Origin of the sequence: Antarcticibacterium flavum (assembly GCF_006159205.1) — a bacterium.
In the GTDB taxonomy this organism is placed as follows: Bacteria; Bacteroidota; Bacteroidia; order Flavobacteriales; family Flavobacteriaceae; genus Gillisia; species Gillisia flava.
Window position 1 is genome coordinate 3,079,124 of record NZ_CP040812.1, and the last position, 16,201, is coordinate 3,095,324.

Sequence of the window (16,201 nt, forward strand, 5' to 3'; positions counted from 1 at the left end):
TTTTGTAAATTTGTTTGAATTAATAATTAAGGAAAGCATGGAGGGTTTATTTAAGTTCGAGACGGTAAGTGAATATAATGCATTAAATAATCACGAGACGCTGCATCCCCTGGTGAATATCATTGATTTCTCTAAGGCAAATCCACGTAGCTGGGGCGGAGCGAAGACTATAAAAATAAATTATGGTCTTTACTGTATTTTCTTAAAAGAAGTAAAATGCGGAGATTTAAAGTATGGCCGAAATTATTATGACTACCAGGAAGGTACTTTAGTTTTTGTTTCTCCGGGACAGGTAATGGAAATTGAGAATAGTGGGGAAATGTACCAGCCAATAGGTCATGCCTTGGTGTTTCATCCAGATCTAATATCGGGAACATCTCTCGCTCGCAGTATTCAGGAATATGGATTTTTTAGCTATAAAATGAGTGAAGCATTGCACTTATCAGAAAAAGAAAGGCAGCTTGTGCTTGATTGTTTTTCTAAAATTAAATATGAATTACAACAAGGGGTGGATAAGCATAGTAAGAAACTTATCACTTCCAATATTGAGCTGTTCTTAAATTATTGCGATCGTTTTTACGACCGTCAGTTTATAACCAGAGACAATGCTAACCGGGGAATACTGGAAAAATTTGAAGAGTTGCTCAACGGCTACTTTAGATCTGAAATGCCGCAACTAAGCGGTTTACCCTCTGTTGCCTATTTTGCAGATGAATTACATTTATCTCCAAATTATTTTGGAGATCTTATAAAAAAAGAAACAGGTAAATCTGCTCAGGAATATATACAAAATAAGATCATCGAGGTTTCTAAGAACAGAATGTTCAATCTTGAAAAATCTGTAAATGAAATTGCTTATGAGTTAGGTTTTAAATACCCACAACATTTTACCAGGCTATTTAAACAAAGAGTGGGATTAACACCAAAGGAGTTTCGGAATATGAATTAGTGTTGTTAATTCTATAGTGCAACACTCATAAGAATTTAATAATCAAAACTTTTTTATGGGGATAGGAGAACCGAACCTCTACCCAAGAGATAGTTATAGATCTGACAAAAATGTGATGAGGTTTATTTAATTACTGTTTTTTGTGCTTCTTTAGCATAAAAATCCGCAATTTGTTGAGCATAGTCCATTGAAGATTTGCCTATGTAACCTAGGAACATTTTTTCTGTACTATGAGCAGTTATTTGCATAATTAAAGGAGTGGGCAATTTTCCGTAGGTATTTGTGGCAAAAGATCTTCGGCACACATGTGAACTCATCAATTGCCATTTAGGGAAAGATCCTTTTACTTTTCGTTTTTCACCTTTTTCTTTTCTCTTTCCGTTTTTATCCTTCGGTATTATTTTTCCATTCTTATCAACCATTTCAATTTTCATACCCGGAATGACCTCATCTATACCCACCTCCTTACAAAGATCCTTCAGGTGTTTGTTAAACTTTTGAAGTGAAATGTTATAAGGTAGACCTTCTTTTAAAATTTCCTTCGTAACCGGTAGAACTGGAATAGTAACCTGTTTCCCTGTTTTCTCTTGTTTAAGTTCTATAACTTCCAATCCATTTCGTGTTACGAAGTTCTCTTCAGTTAAGTTAAGAAGATCCTGACCTCTTTGTCCAAGGTTGCAACCCAAAAGGAGCCATTTCCTGGTGTTCAATAATGATTTACTGGTAAGTGGTGCCTGTTCAATTGTTTGAAGCTCCTGGGGGCTTAAATATAGAATGTATTGGTTTTTAGCCTTGCCTCCTTTTACTCTTTTGAGCTGAGGACTAACTGTGAAACCATTTATTTCAGCATCGGCACAAACAGTTTTCAAATCATCTATTTTTTTCTTGGCATAGCTTTCGGCATAATTTCTTTTATTAAGCATCCAGTCAAGAAAATCCTTGCCAAATTTTATGTCTACATCCTGCACCTTAAGCCTTTTTTTACCCTGATATTTTATTATAATTTGGAGAAGGTTTTTATAGTTATCAATTCGATTTTTAGAGAGGCCTAACCCTCCTTTGGAGTTTTCTCTCAGTCCAGCAGTATCAATAATATTTTGAATAGCATCTACTAACAGATCACTTTTTGCGGTCTCTTCCACCGCAACATTTCCGTTGAAAATATCGATTTGCTTTTGAAGCCATTCACTGTTAATTTCACCTGGCGCAGCTTCGTCGTAGCGATCAATTATTTGATTTTTAAGGTCCCTCAACTTCCTGTTAAGGTTTTTCATTTCTTTAGAATTTCTTTTAACCCCTTCTAAAATTGGGCTTTTTTTGCCACTTCCGGATAAAATGCAATTGGAGATATTTATAATTTTTCCAGTGCTTTTGATATAATCATGTTTCCGGCCATGGATAAAACGGAGGTAAATGGTTACAGGATCTTCTTTTCCTCTAATAATATATTTGACTGTAGCCATAGCGAAAATTGTTTATTCTAAAAATAAACCTTTCCCGACACTTTCCCGACATTCAATAGAATTATTTGATTTTAATTACCGTTAAAATTTTCTGGAATGATTTTAAAATCAGTGATATACAGGTATAACAAAACTTTTTCGATTTAATAAAATTAAATTCAACATCCCGCTCCGAGTACAGAAACCCTCTTTATCTTATTGATTTAGAGGGCTTTGTGTTTTATAAGCTTTTTGTTTTCCAATTTTTTGCACTTTTTCTTTATGATTTATTTCCGAACAATGGTTTCTGTGAAGTTCCTATAATTATCTACTGATAAACATTTTTAAAAGATATAATTAAACTTTAAATAACAAGCACCTCATCAAAACAGTAGGTTCCTATATGCTACCCTTTTCACAAATGGAAAGGAAAGGTCACTAATCGATGTTTCCATTTGATTTAAAGTAGATCCTATTCCTTTGAGTAAGAGCCTGAATACTTTTCTAATCTCACTTTAATTTTAAAATAAGTAGCTTTATCTTTAAGGAAAACCCTACAAGTATGGTACTTAACTTTATTACATTACTGGTTGTTGCTTTATCGGGAATTGGGATACTGTTTTACGCTTTTCTCAAAAGGCGAAAAAGGAAAGACAAGGACCTACCGGATGATCCCGAAAAAGATGACCCTATCCTCCATATTCGCAATAAGCTGTTTTTTGAGATCCCGGTAGAAAAGATCCTGTTGGGTTATTTCGTGATCGTAACTCTTACTTATCTGGTTAAATTCATTCTTAATCTACGGATTCCCGGGATAGACCTTGCTGTTCTATATCTTTCCGGGATCACTCTTTTTCTCGGGATCTATAAAATGGCTATGAGTGTTGGGGTAGTGAATCGATTCCATCCCTGGCTGCTCTTCTCCATGGTTTTTTCCCTGGTAATTTTCATAGCTGTCTATACAGGCATGCCTATGGGAATCCAGGAATTTTTGGAAGAAACAAGAGAGTATAATTTGACCATACATTTGCTGGGCCTTGCCATGGGTCTTGGTGGTACCCTGGTAGTAGATATCATGTTCACTCACTTCATGAGAAATTATTCAATCTCTGCACGGGAATCTGTCATTATGCACCTTATCTCCCAAATGATCATCTTTGGGATCTTCCTGTTGATCTTAAGCGGACTGGCATTGTACCTTCCGGCTGCAGAAAGTTTTAATGAGAATCCAAGATTTATCATGAAAATGATCGTGGTACTTATTGTTATAATTAATGGAGGAATACTTAACCTTTACCTTACTCCTAAAATGAAAAAAATCTCACTGGTGGATGAGGAAAAGAACAGGTACGAGAAATTAACCCGCATTTCCTTTGCGCTTGGAGCTATTTCCATAGTTTCCTGGCTAAGTGCTTTTTTCCTCGCCATGCTTAAGGATCTGTTTTCAATGCCGCTATTTTATCTAATAATAGGTTATGTGGTACTATTATTAATTACTGCAGGGGGAAGCCAAATGGCAAAGGTCTATTATGAGAAGAAGGAGGAAGAAGATTGAGATTCGTTAAATCTCCCTCTCAAATATTTCAGTTTTTAAGATTTATTCTCAGGAGAGAATAACACTTTCCTTAGTTGTAAATTGATCTCCTCATAGGGGATCCTTCAGCATTGAAGGATTTTCTTATATTGGGTAAAAACCTTTTATGGAAGAAGAGGCCTTGGAGTTTGCACGCAAAGCTCACGCAGAGCAGTTCCGTAAATATTCAAACGAACCTTACATCGTGCATCCTATACGAGTTGCAGAACTTGTAAAGACCGTTTCCCACTCTCACGATATGGTTTGTGCTGCCTATTTGCATGATGTAGTAGAGGATACCCCTGTAAGCATTGACGAAATCCATGCAGAGTTTGGGCAGGGAATTGGAGACCTGGTAGATGAATTGACAGATGAATTCCTGAAGATAAATTACCCGCATTTTAACCGTAGTTCCCGCAAGCAAAGAGAGGTGGAGAGACAGGCGGGAATGAGCAGGGAGGCCAAAACGATCAAATTGGCAGATGTGATAGATAACACTCTGGATATAGTTAAAAATGATAAAGGATTTGCAAGGAAATATCTCAGGGAAATGGAAGCCCTTGTCAAGGTATTAAGCGAGGGTGATGAATTACTTTATCAAAAAGCTTTACAGGAAATAGAGGAGGCAAAGCGCGTTTTAAGGGAGGAGGAAAATTGAAAAAAAGTGCTTGTAAGATTAATAGCACCTATAATTAAACTTACGCGCAGTTGTATAAATGCAAAAATAATGTAGTTTTACCTTTTGAAGCTTAGAGTAACCTTAGATTTATAGAGATTTTAGGAGCTTTGCCTTAAATATTATACTGTATCATCCTCTGGATTTCCTTAATGATAAAAAACTATTTCTCCTTCTCCCTGTTTATAATTTTATTGTTTTCTCCTGTCTTTCTTATGGGCCAGGAACAGCCTGAACTGCTTAAATGGTTTGATAACCAAATTGGAACAGAGAATACAAGGCTGCTAAATGGGACTGCATATTCAGATCGTCACCGCACCATCAATGAAAAAAATAAACTTTTTGGAAGTGCCACAGGAAAAGGATCTGTTTTATATGATGGGCAGTGGTTCCCGGACCTTCAAATGAGATATAATGTTTTTGATGATGTATTGGTGGTGCAACTGGAAAGCGGCCTGGGGCTTAATATCATTCAACTTGTGAAGGAGAAGGTGGAGCGCTTCAACTTAAACGGAACACCTTTCATAAACATTATACCTCAAAATAATGCAGGGGTCACAGGATTTCACGAAGTATTATGGGAGGATAACAATTTTAAGGTTTTAAAAAAGCATGCGCTAAGGTTAAACGAAAAAAGGGACAGAGAGATATCTTATTTTGAGTTTGAACCTATTGAGGGCCATTATGCCTTTACTTATGGAGATCGAAATTACATTCTTGGTTCGAGGAATGATCTCGAAACAATATTTCCGCAATATAGAAGCGAAATTCAAAACCACTACAGGAGCGACCGGTCAATTTTAAGAAGCCGGCCGGAAACTTTTTACACTAACTTATTCCGTGAACTTTCCGGACTGGAAGATGAGTTAAGGAAAATGCCACAACGATGAAAAATATATTCTTTTGGTGTCTGCTTTTTATTTTTCAACTTTCGATGGCACAGGAGGTGAAAGTCCAGGGAATCAGTTTGGATTTCGAGAATAAATCAGCCGTAAGGGTTTTGCAGGAAATTGAAGATCAAACATCGTACAAATTCTTTTTTCTTGAAGAATGGCTGCAGGAATATAACGTAAGCGGCCATTTTCAAAATACAGACCTTGAGGAGGTGTTAACTCATATCTTCCAAAACACGGTAATAAACTTCTTCCAAATAGATGAAGAGCGTATAATTCTTACCAGGAACAATATAATCTATGATGAAGTTGCCAAGAGTCTTGCAGGACCGCGTGAGGATAAGATGATAGTAAGTGAAACGCCCATAGGAGACGTGGAACCGGTCTTTAAACCCGGTACAGCAGGGGATATTAAGGAAGGGACTATATATATTGGAAAAGAGATAAAAGGAAATAATAAAAGAAGCTTCAGGATCTCCGGATATATTACAGATGCAGATACCGGAAGAAGACTACCAGATGTTTCCATCCTTGTAAGGGAAAGGGGAACAGGTACCACCACAAATAATGAAGGATATTATGAACTGCAGCTTCCTGCCGGGCAACATCTACTGGAAACAAGTTCATTGGAATCCACTGCTTACAGAAGACAAATAGTAATTTTTAATGATGGGAGACTGGATATAGAACTGGAAGAGAACCTGCAGCAATTGGGGGAAATAGTTGTTGCGGCAAATTCCAACAGGAATGTGAAACAAGCCATTACAGGTATCGAGCAAATAAATGTGGCAGAAATCAAAACAATCCCGCTCGTATTGGGTGAAAGGGATATTATCAAGGTGGCCACAACCCTTCCAGGTATAAGTACGGCAGGAGAAGGTGCTGCAGGTTTTAATGTAAGGGGAGGAAGGGCAGATCAAAATTTAATTCTTTTGGATGACGCGGTAATTTATAATCCGGCACATTTCTTCGGAATTTTTTCAGCAATAAACCCTTTTACCTCTGGAGAGGTGAATATTTATAAGGGTAGCATCCCTGCCGAATATGGGGGGCGCCTTTCTTCTGTATTTGATATTAAAACCCGAAAAGGGGATACAGAAAAATTTACAGGTGAAGCTTCTATTGGCCCCGTGACCAGCAGTCTTTCTTTGGAGATTCCGGTGGTCAAAGAAAAATCTGCCCTACTGGTAGGTGGTCGCAGTACTTATTCAGATTGGATATTGAATACATTGGATGATCCGGCACTCCAAAATACAAGGGCTTCTTTCTATGATATTATTGCAAAATACCACCATAAAATAGATGAAAAGAGTGATATAGAGGCAACAGGTTATTTTAGCAGGGATGTTTTTAGTATCACTTCTGATTCGCTTTTTAGTTATGAAAATCGTCTTGGATCTTTAAAGTTCAATCATAGGTTTGATGAGAAGAACCGTGGCGCAGTTATTCTTACCAACAGTAATTACAAGTTTAATATAGATTACCAGGGAGAAGCCAATAACAATTTCACCTCTGGTTATAATATTAATGAAACAGAACTGAAACTACATTTAAATTATCTCTATAGTGACAAACATGATTTTAATTATGGGGTTTCGGCAAAACTTTACGGGGTAGAGCCCGGGCAAATTCGTCCCGATGGCAGGGAATCCCTGGTAGAACCTTTTGATATTGCTGGTGAAAGGGGCCTTGAAACCGCAATTTACATAGGAGATGATTTTACTGTAAACGAAAAGCTTTTAATTAATGCCGGCTTTCGTTATTCGTTTTTTACCGCATTGGGACCGGGGGAGGAAGCCAGGTATCGAGAGGGTCTTCCAAGGGATGAAACAACCGTAGAAGAGATCCTGGAATTTGATGATAATGAAGTTATTAAAACCTACGGTGGTCCTGAATTAAGGTTGTCTGCACGATATTTTCTTGGCAGGGAACTTTCTGCTAAGGCAAGTTATAATACCACCTATCAATATATTCATACTCTTTCCAATAACACCACGGTATCTCCTACAGACACTTACAAATTATCTGATGGCAATATACGCCCGCAAACCGCTACCCAATATTCCCTGGGGCTTTATCGTAATTTTGATAATGACATGTTTGAGACCAGTGTGGAGGGTTATTACAGAACACTGGATAATATGCTGGATTTTAAAGTAGGCGCCCAACTGTTTCTAAATGAGAATATTGAAACAGAGGTGTTGCAGGGAGAAGGAAAAGCGTATGGCGTGGAATTTTTGCTAAAGAAAACGAGAGGTAAACTTAATGGCTGGATTGGTTACAGTTATTCACGTTCCTTTATTAAACTTGATAGTGACTTCCGGGAAGAGCGTGTTAATAATGGAGAATTTTTTCCTGCCAATTTTGATAAACCACATGACTTAAGCATAGTAGCAAATTATAAACTTACCAAAAGGTTTAGCCTGTCTGCGAATTTTATTTATCAAACCGGCAGGCCGGTCACCTTTCCAATTGGGAAGTACACCTTTAATGGAGCGGAGTATGTGACCTACAGTGACAGGAACCAGTTTCGTATACCGGATTATTACCGCCTGGACCTAAGCCTTAATATAGAAGGGAATCACAGGATCCAAAAGTTTGCACACAGCTTCTGGAATATTTCTGTTTATAATGTTCTTGGAAGGAATAACCCATATTCTGTGTTCTTTATTACAGATAACGGAGAGGTAAAAGCATATCAAAGTTCTATTTTTTCTATTCCTATTCCCACTATAACTTATAATTTTAAATTTTAATGGGTACTCGAAACAAATATATAATTGGAATCCTTTTCATCATAGGTCTATTAACACATAGCTGTGTTGAGCCCTATGAATTTCAAAGTAAAACATTTGACAGTGCTGTGGTGGTAGAGGGAACTATTACTAATGAGGAAAAGCACCAGGAGATAATGATTTCCAGGACATATAATTTAGAAGAGGATGGCCCTGTACCATTAAGATATGCTGAAGTAAGCGTAAAAGATGATGCAGGTAGTGTTTTTCTTTTTGAAGAGAGAAGTCCTGGAAAATATCTTTCAATAACCCCATTTAAAGCCGAAGTTGGGCGCAGCTACCAGTTGGAATTTACTACAGATAGTGGGGAAATTTACGCATCAGATCCTGCGCAATTCTCCGGCACAACGATCATTGAAGAAGTGTATGCAAAGCCGGGTGAAAATATTGAGGGGGTTCCCGGTATTGAGATTCTGGTTGATAGCAGGGGTACCAATGGTAGTTCCGGTTATTACAGGTATGAATATGAAGAAACCTATAAGATTGTATCTCCTTTTTACAAAAGTTACGATATAATTCTTAATGACGGAAATGTAGATCTAATCCCTAAAACTAAGGAGGAATATACCTGTTTTAAAACAGACTTCTCTCGTAATATTGTTATAAGTAATACCAATATTCTAAATGAGGATAATGTACAGGGGGAATTGCTAAGATTTATACCTTATGATAATCCTGTGTTTGCACACAGGTATAGTATACTCGTGAAACAATATGGAATCTCCAGGGAAGCATTTTCATTTTATCAAAGCCTCAAAGACCTGTCTGAGTCTGAAAGTCTTTTTTCACAGATCCAGCCGGGTTATTTAGCAGGGAACATATATTCCCGTAGTAATCCGGAAGAGAATGTCCTTGGCTTTTTTAGCGTTTCATCTGTGACTGAAAAGAGAGTTTACTTCAATTATACAGATTATTACAGCCTCAGTGAGGGTCCGCGTCCTAGTTTTAGTTCATATTGTCCTTTAGTGACTGCCACCACAGAATCTGATCTGTTTGCAAATATCCGTAATGAATTTCTGCGGTTTTATGAAGATAAGGGAAATCATATGCTGCCTTACACCAATGATCCACAACGATATGAGTTTGTGCGTGCAGAGTGTGTGGACTGTACCCTGATAGGAAGTAATATAGTTCCTGAATTTTGGGAGGAATAATTTAAGAGAGCGAATGAAAAAATTATATATTACCCTGCTGCTTTGTCTAATGTTTACCACATTTGGTTACAGCCAGCAGGATCTTTCTGCACGAGACCGGCTTTTTGATAATAAGGAGGAGGTTTTTATACACTACAATTCTACATTCCTTGTCGCGGGGGAAAGCCTTCTGTATAAATTATATTCTGTAGATCCCAACTCCGGTAAACTTTCAAACCTTAGTTCCATAGGTTACCTGGAACTCACGAGCCAGGATGGGGAACAAATTTTTCTACACAAAGTTAGTCTTAAAGGTGGCGCTGGTTACGGAGATTTTCTTATACCTTCAACGGTCCCCTCTGGTGCATATAAGCTTTTAGGATACACCCGCTGGATGCAGAATGCCGGGAAAGGACATTTTTTTAGTGGAGATCTTGTCATTATCAATCCATATATGGAAGATCAAAGCAATGTTATTTGGTTAAATGATAGTGTTCCCGGATCAAATGTTACCACCTTGCTCCAGGATCCTTCAGGAGGAAATAGCATTCGTAAAAATAAAAAGTTTTGCCTGGAAGTAAACAATGATGTCTATGGTAGGAGGGAAAAAGTCACTATTAACTTAAGCAAGGTAGGCTCCGGCCCTGTAAGGGGAAATTTTTCAGTTTCAGTGAAAAAACTTGAAAACTTTTTAATACCACAGCCATTAACCGCTGAAAGTTTTCACAGTACGTTAGAGGATTCCAACTGGGAAAGAAATAAAAATTTGGTATTGCCGGACCTAAGAGGAGAAATATTATCTGGGAAGGTCATTGCCCGGGATAAAAATGTAGAGGCAGGTGGAAGGACTTTAATTGTTTCCCTACCCGGAAAACCATTCTTTGTAAGATTGGTCAAAACAGCTACAGATGGCTCCTTCAAGTTGAATCTGGATAAAATGGATTTTGGTTCCCGCGCTTTTTTCCAGGTTTTGGGAGATGATAGGGAACATTTCGAAATTATCCTGGATAACGCTCCTGCTGTTGAGAAGCAGGATATAAGATTCCAGGAAGTAAAGATAACGAACGGGATGGTGGAGCTTATTAGACAACGTAGTATTTACAACCAGGTAGAAAATAGCTATGTTTCAGTAAAACAGGATTCCATTGACAGCCAGGTGAAATCAATACCTTTTTACGGCTCCCTGCCGGAGATTTATAATCTTGATGAATTTACAAGGTTTCCTACCCTCCAGGAGACCTTTGTGGAAATAATCCAACTGGCAAGGGTGAGAAGGAACAGGCGTGGATCTTCACATTTTGAATTAACCGGGAGCGCCGGTTCCCAAAGTTTAAAACCTTTGCTCATAGTTGACGGCCTCATTCTCCAGGACCACGAGGATTTTATTCATTATGATGCCGGAAAAGTTAAAAGCATAGGCCTTCAAAGGGAGAAATATTACCTGGGACCCGAGGTTTTCAATGGATTAATGGTTGTAGAAACTATTAATGGAGATTTCTATGAATATATAAACCACAACTTTATAAAGACTAAGAGAATTGAGATCCTGCAACCTAAAAAAACCTATTACCAGCCAGTTTATGGTTTAAAGAAACAATTATATTCCAGGGTGCCAGATTATCGCTTACAACTTTTATGGTTGCCCCTGCTGGTTGTAGATGGAACTACTGCAGAAATTGAATTTTACACCTCAGATGTTCCCGGAAATTACGAGATCACTATTGAAGGTTTTACAGAAGATGGGGAAGCGGTCTCCTTGCAGAAGGTAATAGAGGTTCAATAGGATAGCATCTGGATTATTCCACAACAAAATCAAAATAAGTTTCCGGAAATGCTTCCGGTTTAAAAGTATAGTGCCACCATTCCTGGGGATAGGCCACAAAGCCGTGTTTTCTCATTATGCTTTTAAGGTATAGCCTGTTTTCTCTCTGGGCCGGAGTAATAAGAGAGGTGTCATGGTGTGAAAGGCTTCCAAAGAAATCATAGGGTGATCCCATGTCAATCTCCACTCCGGTATTGGCATCTATAATACTTAGATCTATCGTACTGCCCCTGGAATGGCCGGAACGGCTGGAAATATAGCCACGTTCAAACAATTCATCCTTAGGGATTTCAGGGTAAAACAACTGCTTTTTAAGGGTGTCCTCCGGCTGTTTTGCCCAGGAGATGAATTCATTCACAGCCCTTTGAGGCCTGTAGGCATCAAATATCTTGAGGCAATAGCCCCCTTTTTTCAATTCCTTCTGGACCCTCTTTAAGGCCAGGGCAGCAGGTTCTGCCAGGATTGCACGGTTACTTTTGTAGCCTTCTATAGGTTTCCCAATAAAATTATTATCTGAATAATACCGCATTTCCTCCAGCACATCTGGAATTACTTCTTTTACATAGACAAAACCTTTTGGTAAGGAGGTGGTTTGCCCGTAAGTGTTGATTGTGAATAGAATGCTGAATAAAAGAAATGAAAACCTCATTTTTTAAATTTATTCGGGAAGGTAAAAAAAAGAATTTTACTGATGCATCTCATATTTTAAAATATTATAATTCCTTAATTTAGAGCAATTTAAAGTAACAGGCTAATAACGTTATTATGGAACTAAAAGACAAAGTAGCAATTATTACAGGAGCTTCTTCCGGGATTGGAGAAAGAACAGCCCTTTTATTTGCTAAAGAAGGTGCGCAACTCGTGCTTACAGATATTGATACCGAAAAAGGAGAAAAACTTGTTGAAAGCATAAAAAATGAAGGCGGAAAAGCTGTTTTTCTCAAGGCAGATGTTTCACTCCCTGAAGCCTCTGAAGAGACCGTTAAACTGGCTATAAAGACATTTGGCAAACTTGATATTGCTGTTAATAACGCAGGGATTAGTGGTGCAGCTGCGCCTGTGGGTGAATATGATCCACAGGAATGGGATAAGGTGGTTAGGATCAACCTGTCCGGGGTGTTCTATGGAATGAGGTACCAAATCCCTGCAATGCTGGAAAACGGTGGAGGATCTATCATTAATGTTGCTTCTATACTTGGAAGCGTGGGATTTGCGTATAGCGCCGCATACGTGGCTGCAAAACACGGGGTCCTGGGGTTGACCAAAACAGCGGCTTTGGAATACTCAGCTAAAGGGATCAGGGTGAATTCTACGGGCCCTGCATTCATCAAAACCCCTATGATCCAGGATCTTGATAAGGATGTTTTGGAGCAGGTTGTGGCCAAGCATGCCATAGGAAGACTGGGGAAAGCAGACGAAGTTGCACAATTGCACTTGTGGCTGGCTTCCCAAAGATCCTCTTTTGCCACAGGGGCTTACTATCCAATAGATGGGGGTATCTTGCACAATAAGCTGCTGCAACCTTTTGTTTTTGTGGTAGCATCTATTTCAAAGCTCCTTCAGTACGGCTGCGTATAAATTTTATCTCATGGAAAAGTATATCCAATTTGAAGAGGTGGTTTTGATTCTGGATTAGATTCGGAAATTTTAAAAGTTCCTGGTAGAGGTAGTGGCTTTTACTAAAGCACCAGGATTTAAGTAAAGATTTTTTTTGACCCGTGGAAAAGACCTTTTTGATGGTTGACAGGGTTTTCAGGTATTGTAATTTTATAAACACCTTAAGATTTTAAAGGAAGACCCGGAGGAAAAAATCAATATATTAGTGGCCTAATTTATTCAGTACCCAGAGGGTACAATGCAGAGGTCACCATTTCATGAAAAAAAAATCCCGGAAGTCTCCTTATTTGGAGAATGAAAATCAAGAAGCCAAACTTTTTGCAAACTCTTTGGTTTCCCCGCTTCGGGAGCCCGTATTGGTTTTAAATCAAAATCTTGAAGTACTTGCTGCTTCACAACCCTTTTTCACCACCTTTAAAATAACACAAGGAGAAATAGAGGGAGAAACTATTTACTCCCTGCAGGAGGGAAATTTGGACCGGGACAAGGTTCGGCACTTATTTGAAAGTGAGTTGGCTCAGGAAAAGGAGGTAAAAGATCTACACATAACCTTGAAATTCCGGAATTCTGGCCAAATCCCTGTTTCCATGAACGCCAGGGTTTTCAATTGGCAAAACCGGGAAATGACCATTCTAAGTATTAGTCCGGATAAACCATTAGCTACTAAAAAAGGTGCCTTAAGAACCCAAATAAGTGAAATCTTATCCAACGCACCGGCTATGATATGTCTGCTAAAAGGGCCTGAACATGTTTTTGAAGTTGCCAATGATAAATATATTGAGTTCATTGGAAGAAGGGATATCATTGGAAAGTCTGTCCGCAAAGTATTACCAGAGGCAGAGAGCCAGGGTTTTTTTGATTTATTGGACCAGGTTTATACAACAGGGGAGGCATTTGTTGGAAACCAGGTTCCCATTCAACTTAGTGATGAACACTTTGGTAAAAAGAATTCCTTTCTAAATTTTGTGTATCAGCCAACTTTTAATGCAAAAAGGGAGGTGGATGGAGTGTTTGTTCATGTAGTTGATGCTACAGAACAGGTGCTTTCGCGAAAAAAGATTGAAGAAAGCGAAACAGAGCTGCGACAGTTAATTAATACTGTACCTGCGATGATATGGATAACCAATAAGGATGGCTACAGCATTTTTCTTAATAAAAACTGGTATAACTATACCGGTCAAAAAGCACAGGAAGCGCAGGGTTATGGCTGGGTAGAAGCTATACATCCAGATGATAAGAAACAGGCAAAAGATGCCTTCCTGGAAGCTAATAATAGCAGGAAACCATATACCGCCACCTTTAGATTGCGAAATACCTCCGGAGAGTACCGTTGGGTTATTGACAATGGAATGCCACAGTACAACAAGAACGGGGATTACGAAGGGATGGTAGGTACAGTGGTAGATGTTCACGAAGAAAAGGTAAAGGAACAGCTTATAAGAGAGAAAGAACACCGTATACGTTCTATGGTAGAAGAGGCAGATGTTCCTACCGCGGTTTACACAGGCCGGGATATGAGAATTGAACTGGCCAATGAAGCAATGATAAAAGTTTGGGGGAAAGATGCTTCTATAATTGGAATGACATTAAAGGAGGCATTGCCGGAGCTGGAGGGCCAGCCTTTTCATGAGCTGCTGGATGATGTCTTTTCCACCGGTAAAACATATTGGGGAAAGGAGGATAAGGTTGATCTTGTCATAGACGGGAATTTGAAAACAGGGTTTTTTAATTTCACCTACAAACCTTTAAAAAATGAAGATGGGGAGATATATGGGATCCTTAATATGGCCATTGATGTTACAGAGATGGTTGAATCAAGAAACCTGCTTAAAGAAAGTGAAGCCTACTTTCGCCAAATGACAGATCTTATCCCAGAAAAATTTTGTACCACAAATCCTGAAGGGGATTTTATCTATTGCAACAAACACTGGCTGGATTATACCGGGCTAAGCTTTAAAGAATTAAAGAAAAACGGATGGTCCAGCCTGGTGCACCCTGAAGAAAAGAAACTCTTTGATCAAAACTGGGAAAGATCTCTTAACACAGGAGAAAGTTTTGAAATGGAAGTGCGGTATAAGAATAAGGATGGTAAATACAAATGGCACTTAAGAAGAGCTGAGGCTGTTAAGGATGAAGGCGGAAAAATAAAACTTTGGATAGGGACAAATACAGAGATCCATAGGTTAAAAGAGGAGGAAAAGAGAAAAGAGTCCTTTTTAAAGATGGTGAGTCACGAGTTAAAGACCCCTGTCACTTCCATAAAGGGCTATGTACAATTACTATTAAACCTGTTACAAAGAGAGGAAGATGGCAATACCGTCCCCCTACCCTTAAAACCGTCCCTGGAAAGGATAGATCATCAAATTCTAAGATTAACCCGTCTAATTTCTGAAATGCTGGATCTCTCCAGGATCGAGGAAAACAAACTGGAATTGCAAAAAAGTTTCTTTAGCATCAATGATTTGGTGGCTGAAACCGTGCAGGACATTCATTATACCAATACGCAGCACAGAGTGGAGGTCACTCACCAGCACAGGTGCAGTGTATATGCAGATAAAGACCGGATTGGACAGGTACTTATAAACTTTATTACCAATGCAATTAAATATTCTCCGGAAAGCAGGGAGGTGAATGTTCTTATTAACAGTACAGAGGACAATAAAGTAGCCGTAAGCGTAAAGGATCGGGGAATTGGGATAGATAAAGCAAACCATAAGAATATTTTCAAACGGTTCTACCGGGTGGGAGTGGAGAGTGAGGAAACTTATTCAGGTTTCGGAATTGGTTTGTATCTTGCAAAAGAAATAATTCAAAGGCATAATGGCTCAATAAAGGTGAAGAGTAAAATAGGGGAAGGCTCTGAATTCACATTTATTCTTTCTGAAGTTTCACAAAATTAATTACTTTTTAAATGGATGATAAAACAAAAATACTTGTTGTAGATGATGACTCCGGCATTGGGGAAATGCTGAAAACCCTCCTTGAGTTCTACGGATTTGATGTCACAGTTACCGAAAAGCCCGATGAGGCAGAAGATCTCATTCAGGAAAAGGGAGTTGATCTTGTCATGTTGGATATGTTAATCTCCGGCGTTAATGGTACAGATGTTTGTATGGGGATTAGAGAGAATGAAAAGACCAAAGATGTGCCGGTGCTTATGATGTCTGCCCTGCACGATGCCGGCCCAAAATGCAAAGCAGCCGGAGCAGATGATTTCATGGCAAAACCCTTCGAGATGGAAGATCTTATAAAAAAGATCAACCATATCCTGGAAAAAAAGGATGCATCCTGAGAAAAGGTG

The 16,201-nt window shown here is 38.7% G+C and carries 12 protein-coding genes; 10 read left to right on the forward strand and 2 right to left on the reverse strand.

The window, feature by feature from the left end; genetic code table 11:
- Positions 1 to 37 precede the first annotated feature (37 nt).
- Positions 38 to 949: a helix-turn-helix domain-containing protein gene (locus FHG64_RS13335; protein WP_139066868.1), complete on the forward strand. Its 912-nt coding sequence runs from the start codon at positions 38 to 40 to the stop codon at positions 947 to 949.
- 122 nt (positions 950 to 1,071) lie between these two features.
- On the opposite strand, the gene FHG64_RS13340 is transcribed toward FHG64_RS13335, so the two are convergent.
- Positions 1,072 to 2,412, reverse strand: a complete 1,341-nt coding sequence (locus tag FHG64_RS13340) for a phage integrase SAM-like domain-containing protein (protein ID WP_139066869.1) — start codon at positions 2,410 to 2,412, stop codon at positions 1,072 to 1,074.
- Between the two features lie 541 nt (positions 2,413 to 2,953).
- Between FHG64_RS13340 and FHG64_RS13345 the strand changes: the two genes are divergently transcribed.
- The 6 genes from FHG64_RS13345 to FHG64_RS13370 all read left to right on the forward strand — a co-directional run bounded on the left by FHG64_RS13345 (position 2,954) and on the right by FHG64_RS13370 (position 11,244).
- Complete coding sequence (locus tag FHG64_RS13345) at positions 2,954 to 3,946, forward strand: hypothetical protein (protein WP_139066870.1); 993 nt, start codon at positions 2,954 to 2,956, stop codon at positions 3,944 to 3,946.
- Positions 3,947 to 4,091: 145 nt separating this feature from the next.
- Positions 4,092 to 4,622: an HD domain-containing protein gene (locus FHG64_RS13350; protein WP_139066871.1), complete on the forward strand. Its 531-nt coding sequence runs from the start codon at positions 4,092 to 4,094 to the stop codon at positions 4,620 to 4,622.
- A gap of 170 nt (positions 4,623 to 4,792) precedes the next feature.
- Entirely contained in the window at positions 4,793 to 5,530 is a 738-nt protein-coding gene (locus tag FHG64_RS13355; RefSeq protein WP_139066872.1) for a hypothetical protein, read from the forward strand.
- On the forward strand, positions 5,527 to 8,289 hold the full coding sequence (locus FHG64_RS13360; protein ID WP_139066873.1) for a TonB-dependent receptor: 2,763 nt from the start codon (positions 5,527 to 5,529) through the stop codon (positions 8,287 to 8,289). Before FHG64_RS13355 ends, FHG64_RS13360 begins: the two co-directional genes overlap by 4 nt.
- A complete protein-coding gene (locus FHG64_RS13365) occupies positions 8,289 to 9,482 on the forward strand; it encodes a DUF4249 domain-containing protein (RefSeq protein WP_139066874.1) in 1,194 nt (397 codons plus the stop codon). Before FHG64_RS13360 ends, FHG64_RS13365 begins: the two co-directional genes overlap by 1 nt.
- 13 nt (positions 9,483 to 9,495) lie before the next feature.
- Complete coding sequence (locus tag FHG64_RS13370) at positions 9,496 to 11,244, forward strand: hypothetical protein (RefSeq protein ID WP_139066875.1); 1,749 nt, start codon at positions 9,496 to 9,498, stop codon at positions 11,242 to 11,244.
- Positions 11,245 to 11,257: 13 nt separating this feature from the next.
- On the opposite strand, the gene FHG64_RS13375 is transcribed toward FHG64_RS13370, so the two are convergent.
- A complete protein-coding gene (locus tag FHG64_RS13375) occupies positions 11,258 to 11,932 on the reverse strand; it encodes a M15 family metallopeptidase (protein ID WP_139066876.1) in 675 nt (224 codons plus the stop codon).
- 116 nt (positions 11,933 to 12,048) lie between these two features.
- On the opposite strand from FHG64_RS13375, the gene FHG64_RS13380 reads away from it, so the two are divergent.
- The 3 genes from FHG64_RS13380 (at position 12,049) to FHG64_RS13390 (ending at position 16,192) form a co-directional block, all read left to right on the forward strand.
- Positions 12,049 to 12,861 carry an SDR family NAD(P)-dependent oxidoreductase gene (locus FHG64_RS13380; protein ID WP_139066877.1) on the forward strand — a complete coding sequence of 271 codons (813 nt, stop codon included), beginning with the start codon at positions 12,049 to 12,051 and terminating at the stop codon, positions 12,859 to 12,861.
- A gap of 296 nt (positions 12,862 to 13,157) precedes the next feature.
- Positions 13,158 to 15,800, forward strand: a complete 2,643-nt coding sequence (locus FHG64_RS13385) for a PAS domain-containing sensor histidine kinase (RefSeq protein ID WP_139066878.1) — start codon at positions 13,158 to 13,160, stop codon at positions 15,798 to 15,800.
- A gap of 11 nt (positions 15,801 to 15,811) precedes the next feature.
- Positions 15,812 to 16,192, forward strand: a complete 381-nt coding sequence (locus FHG64_RS13390) for a response regulator (RefSeq protein WP_139066879.1) — start codon at positions 15,812 to 15,814, stop codon at positions 16,190 to 16,192.
- The last annotated feature ends 9 nt before the right edge of the window (positions 16,193 to 16,201 follow it).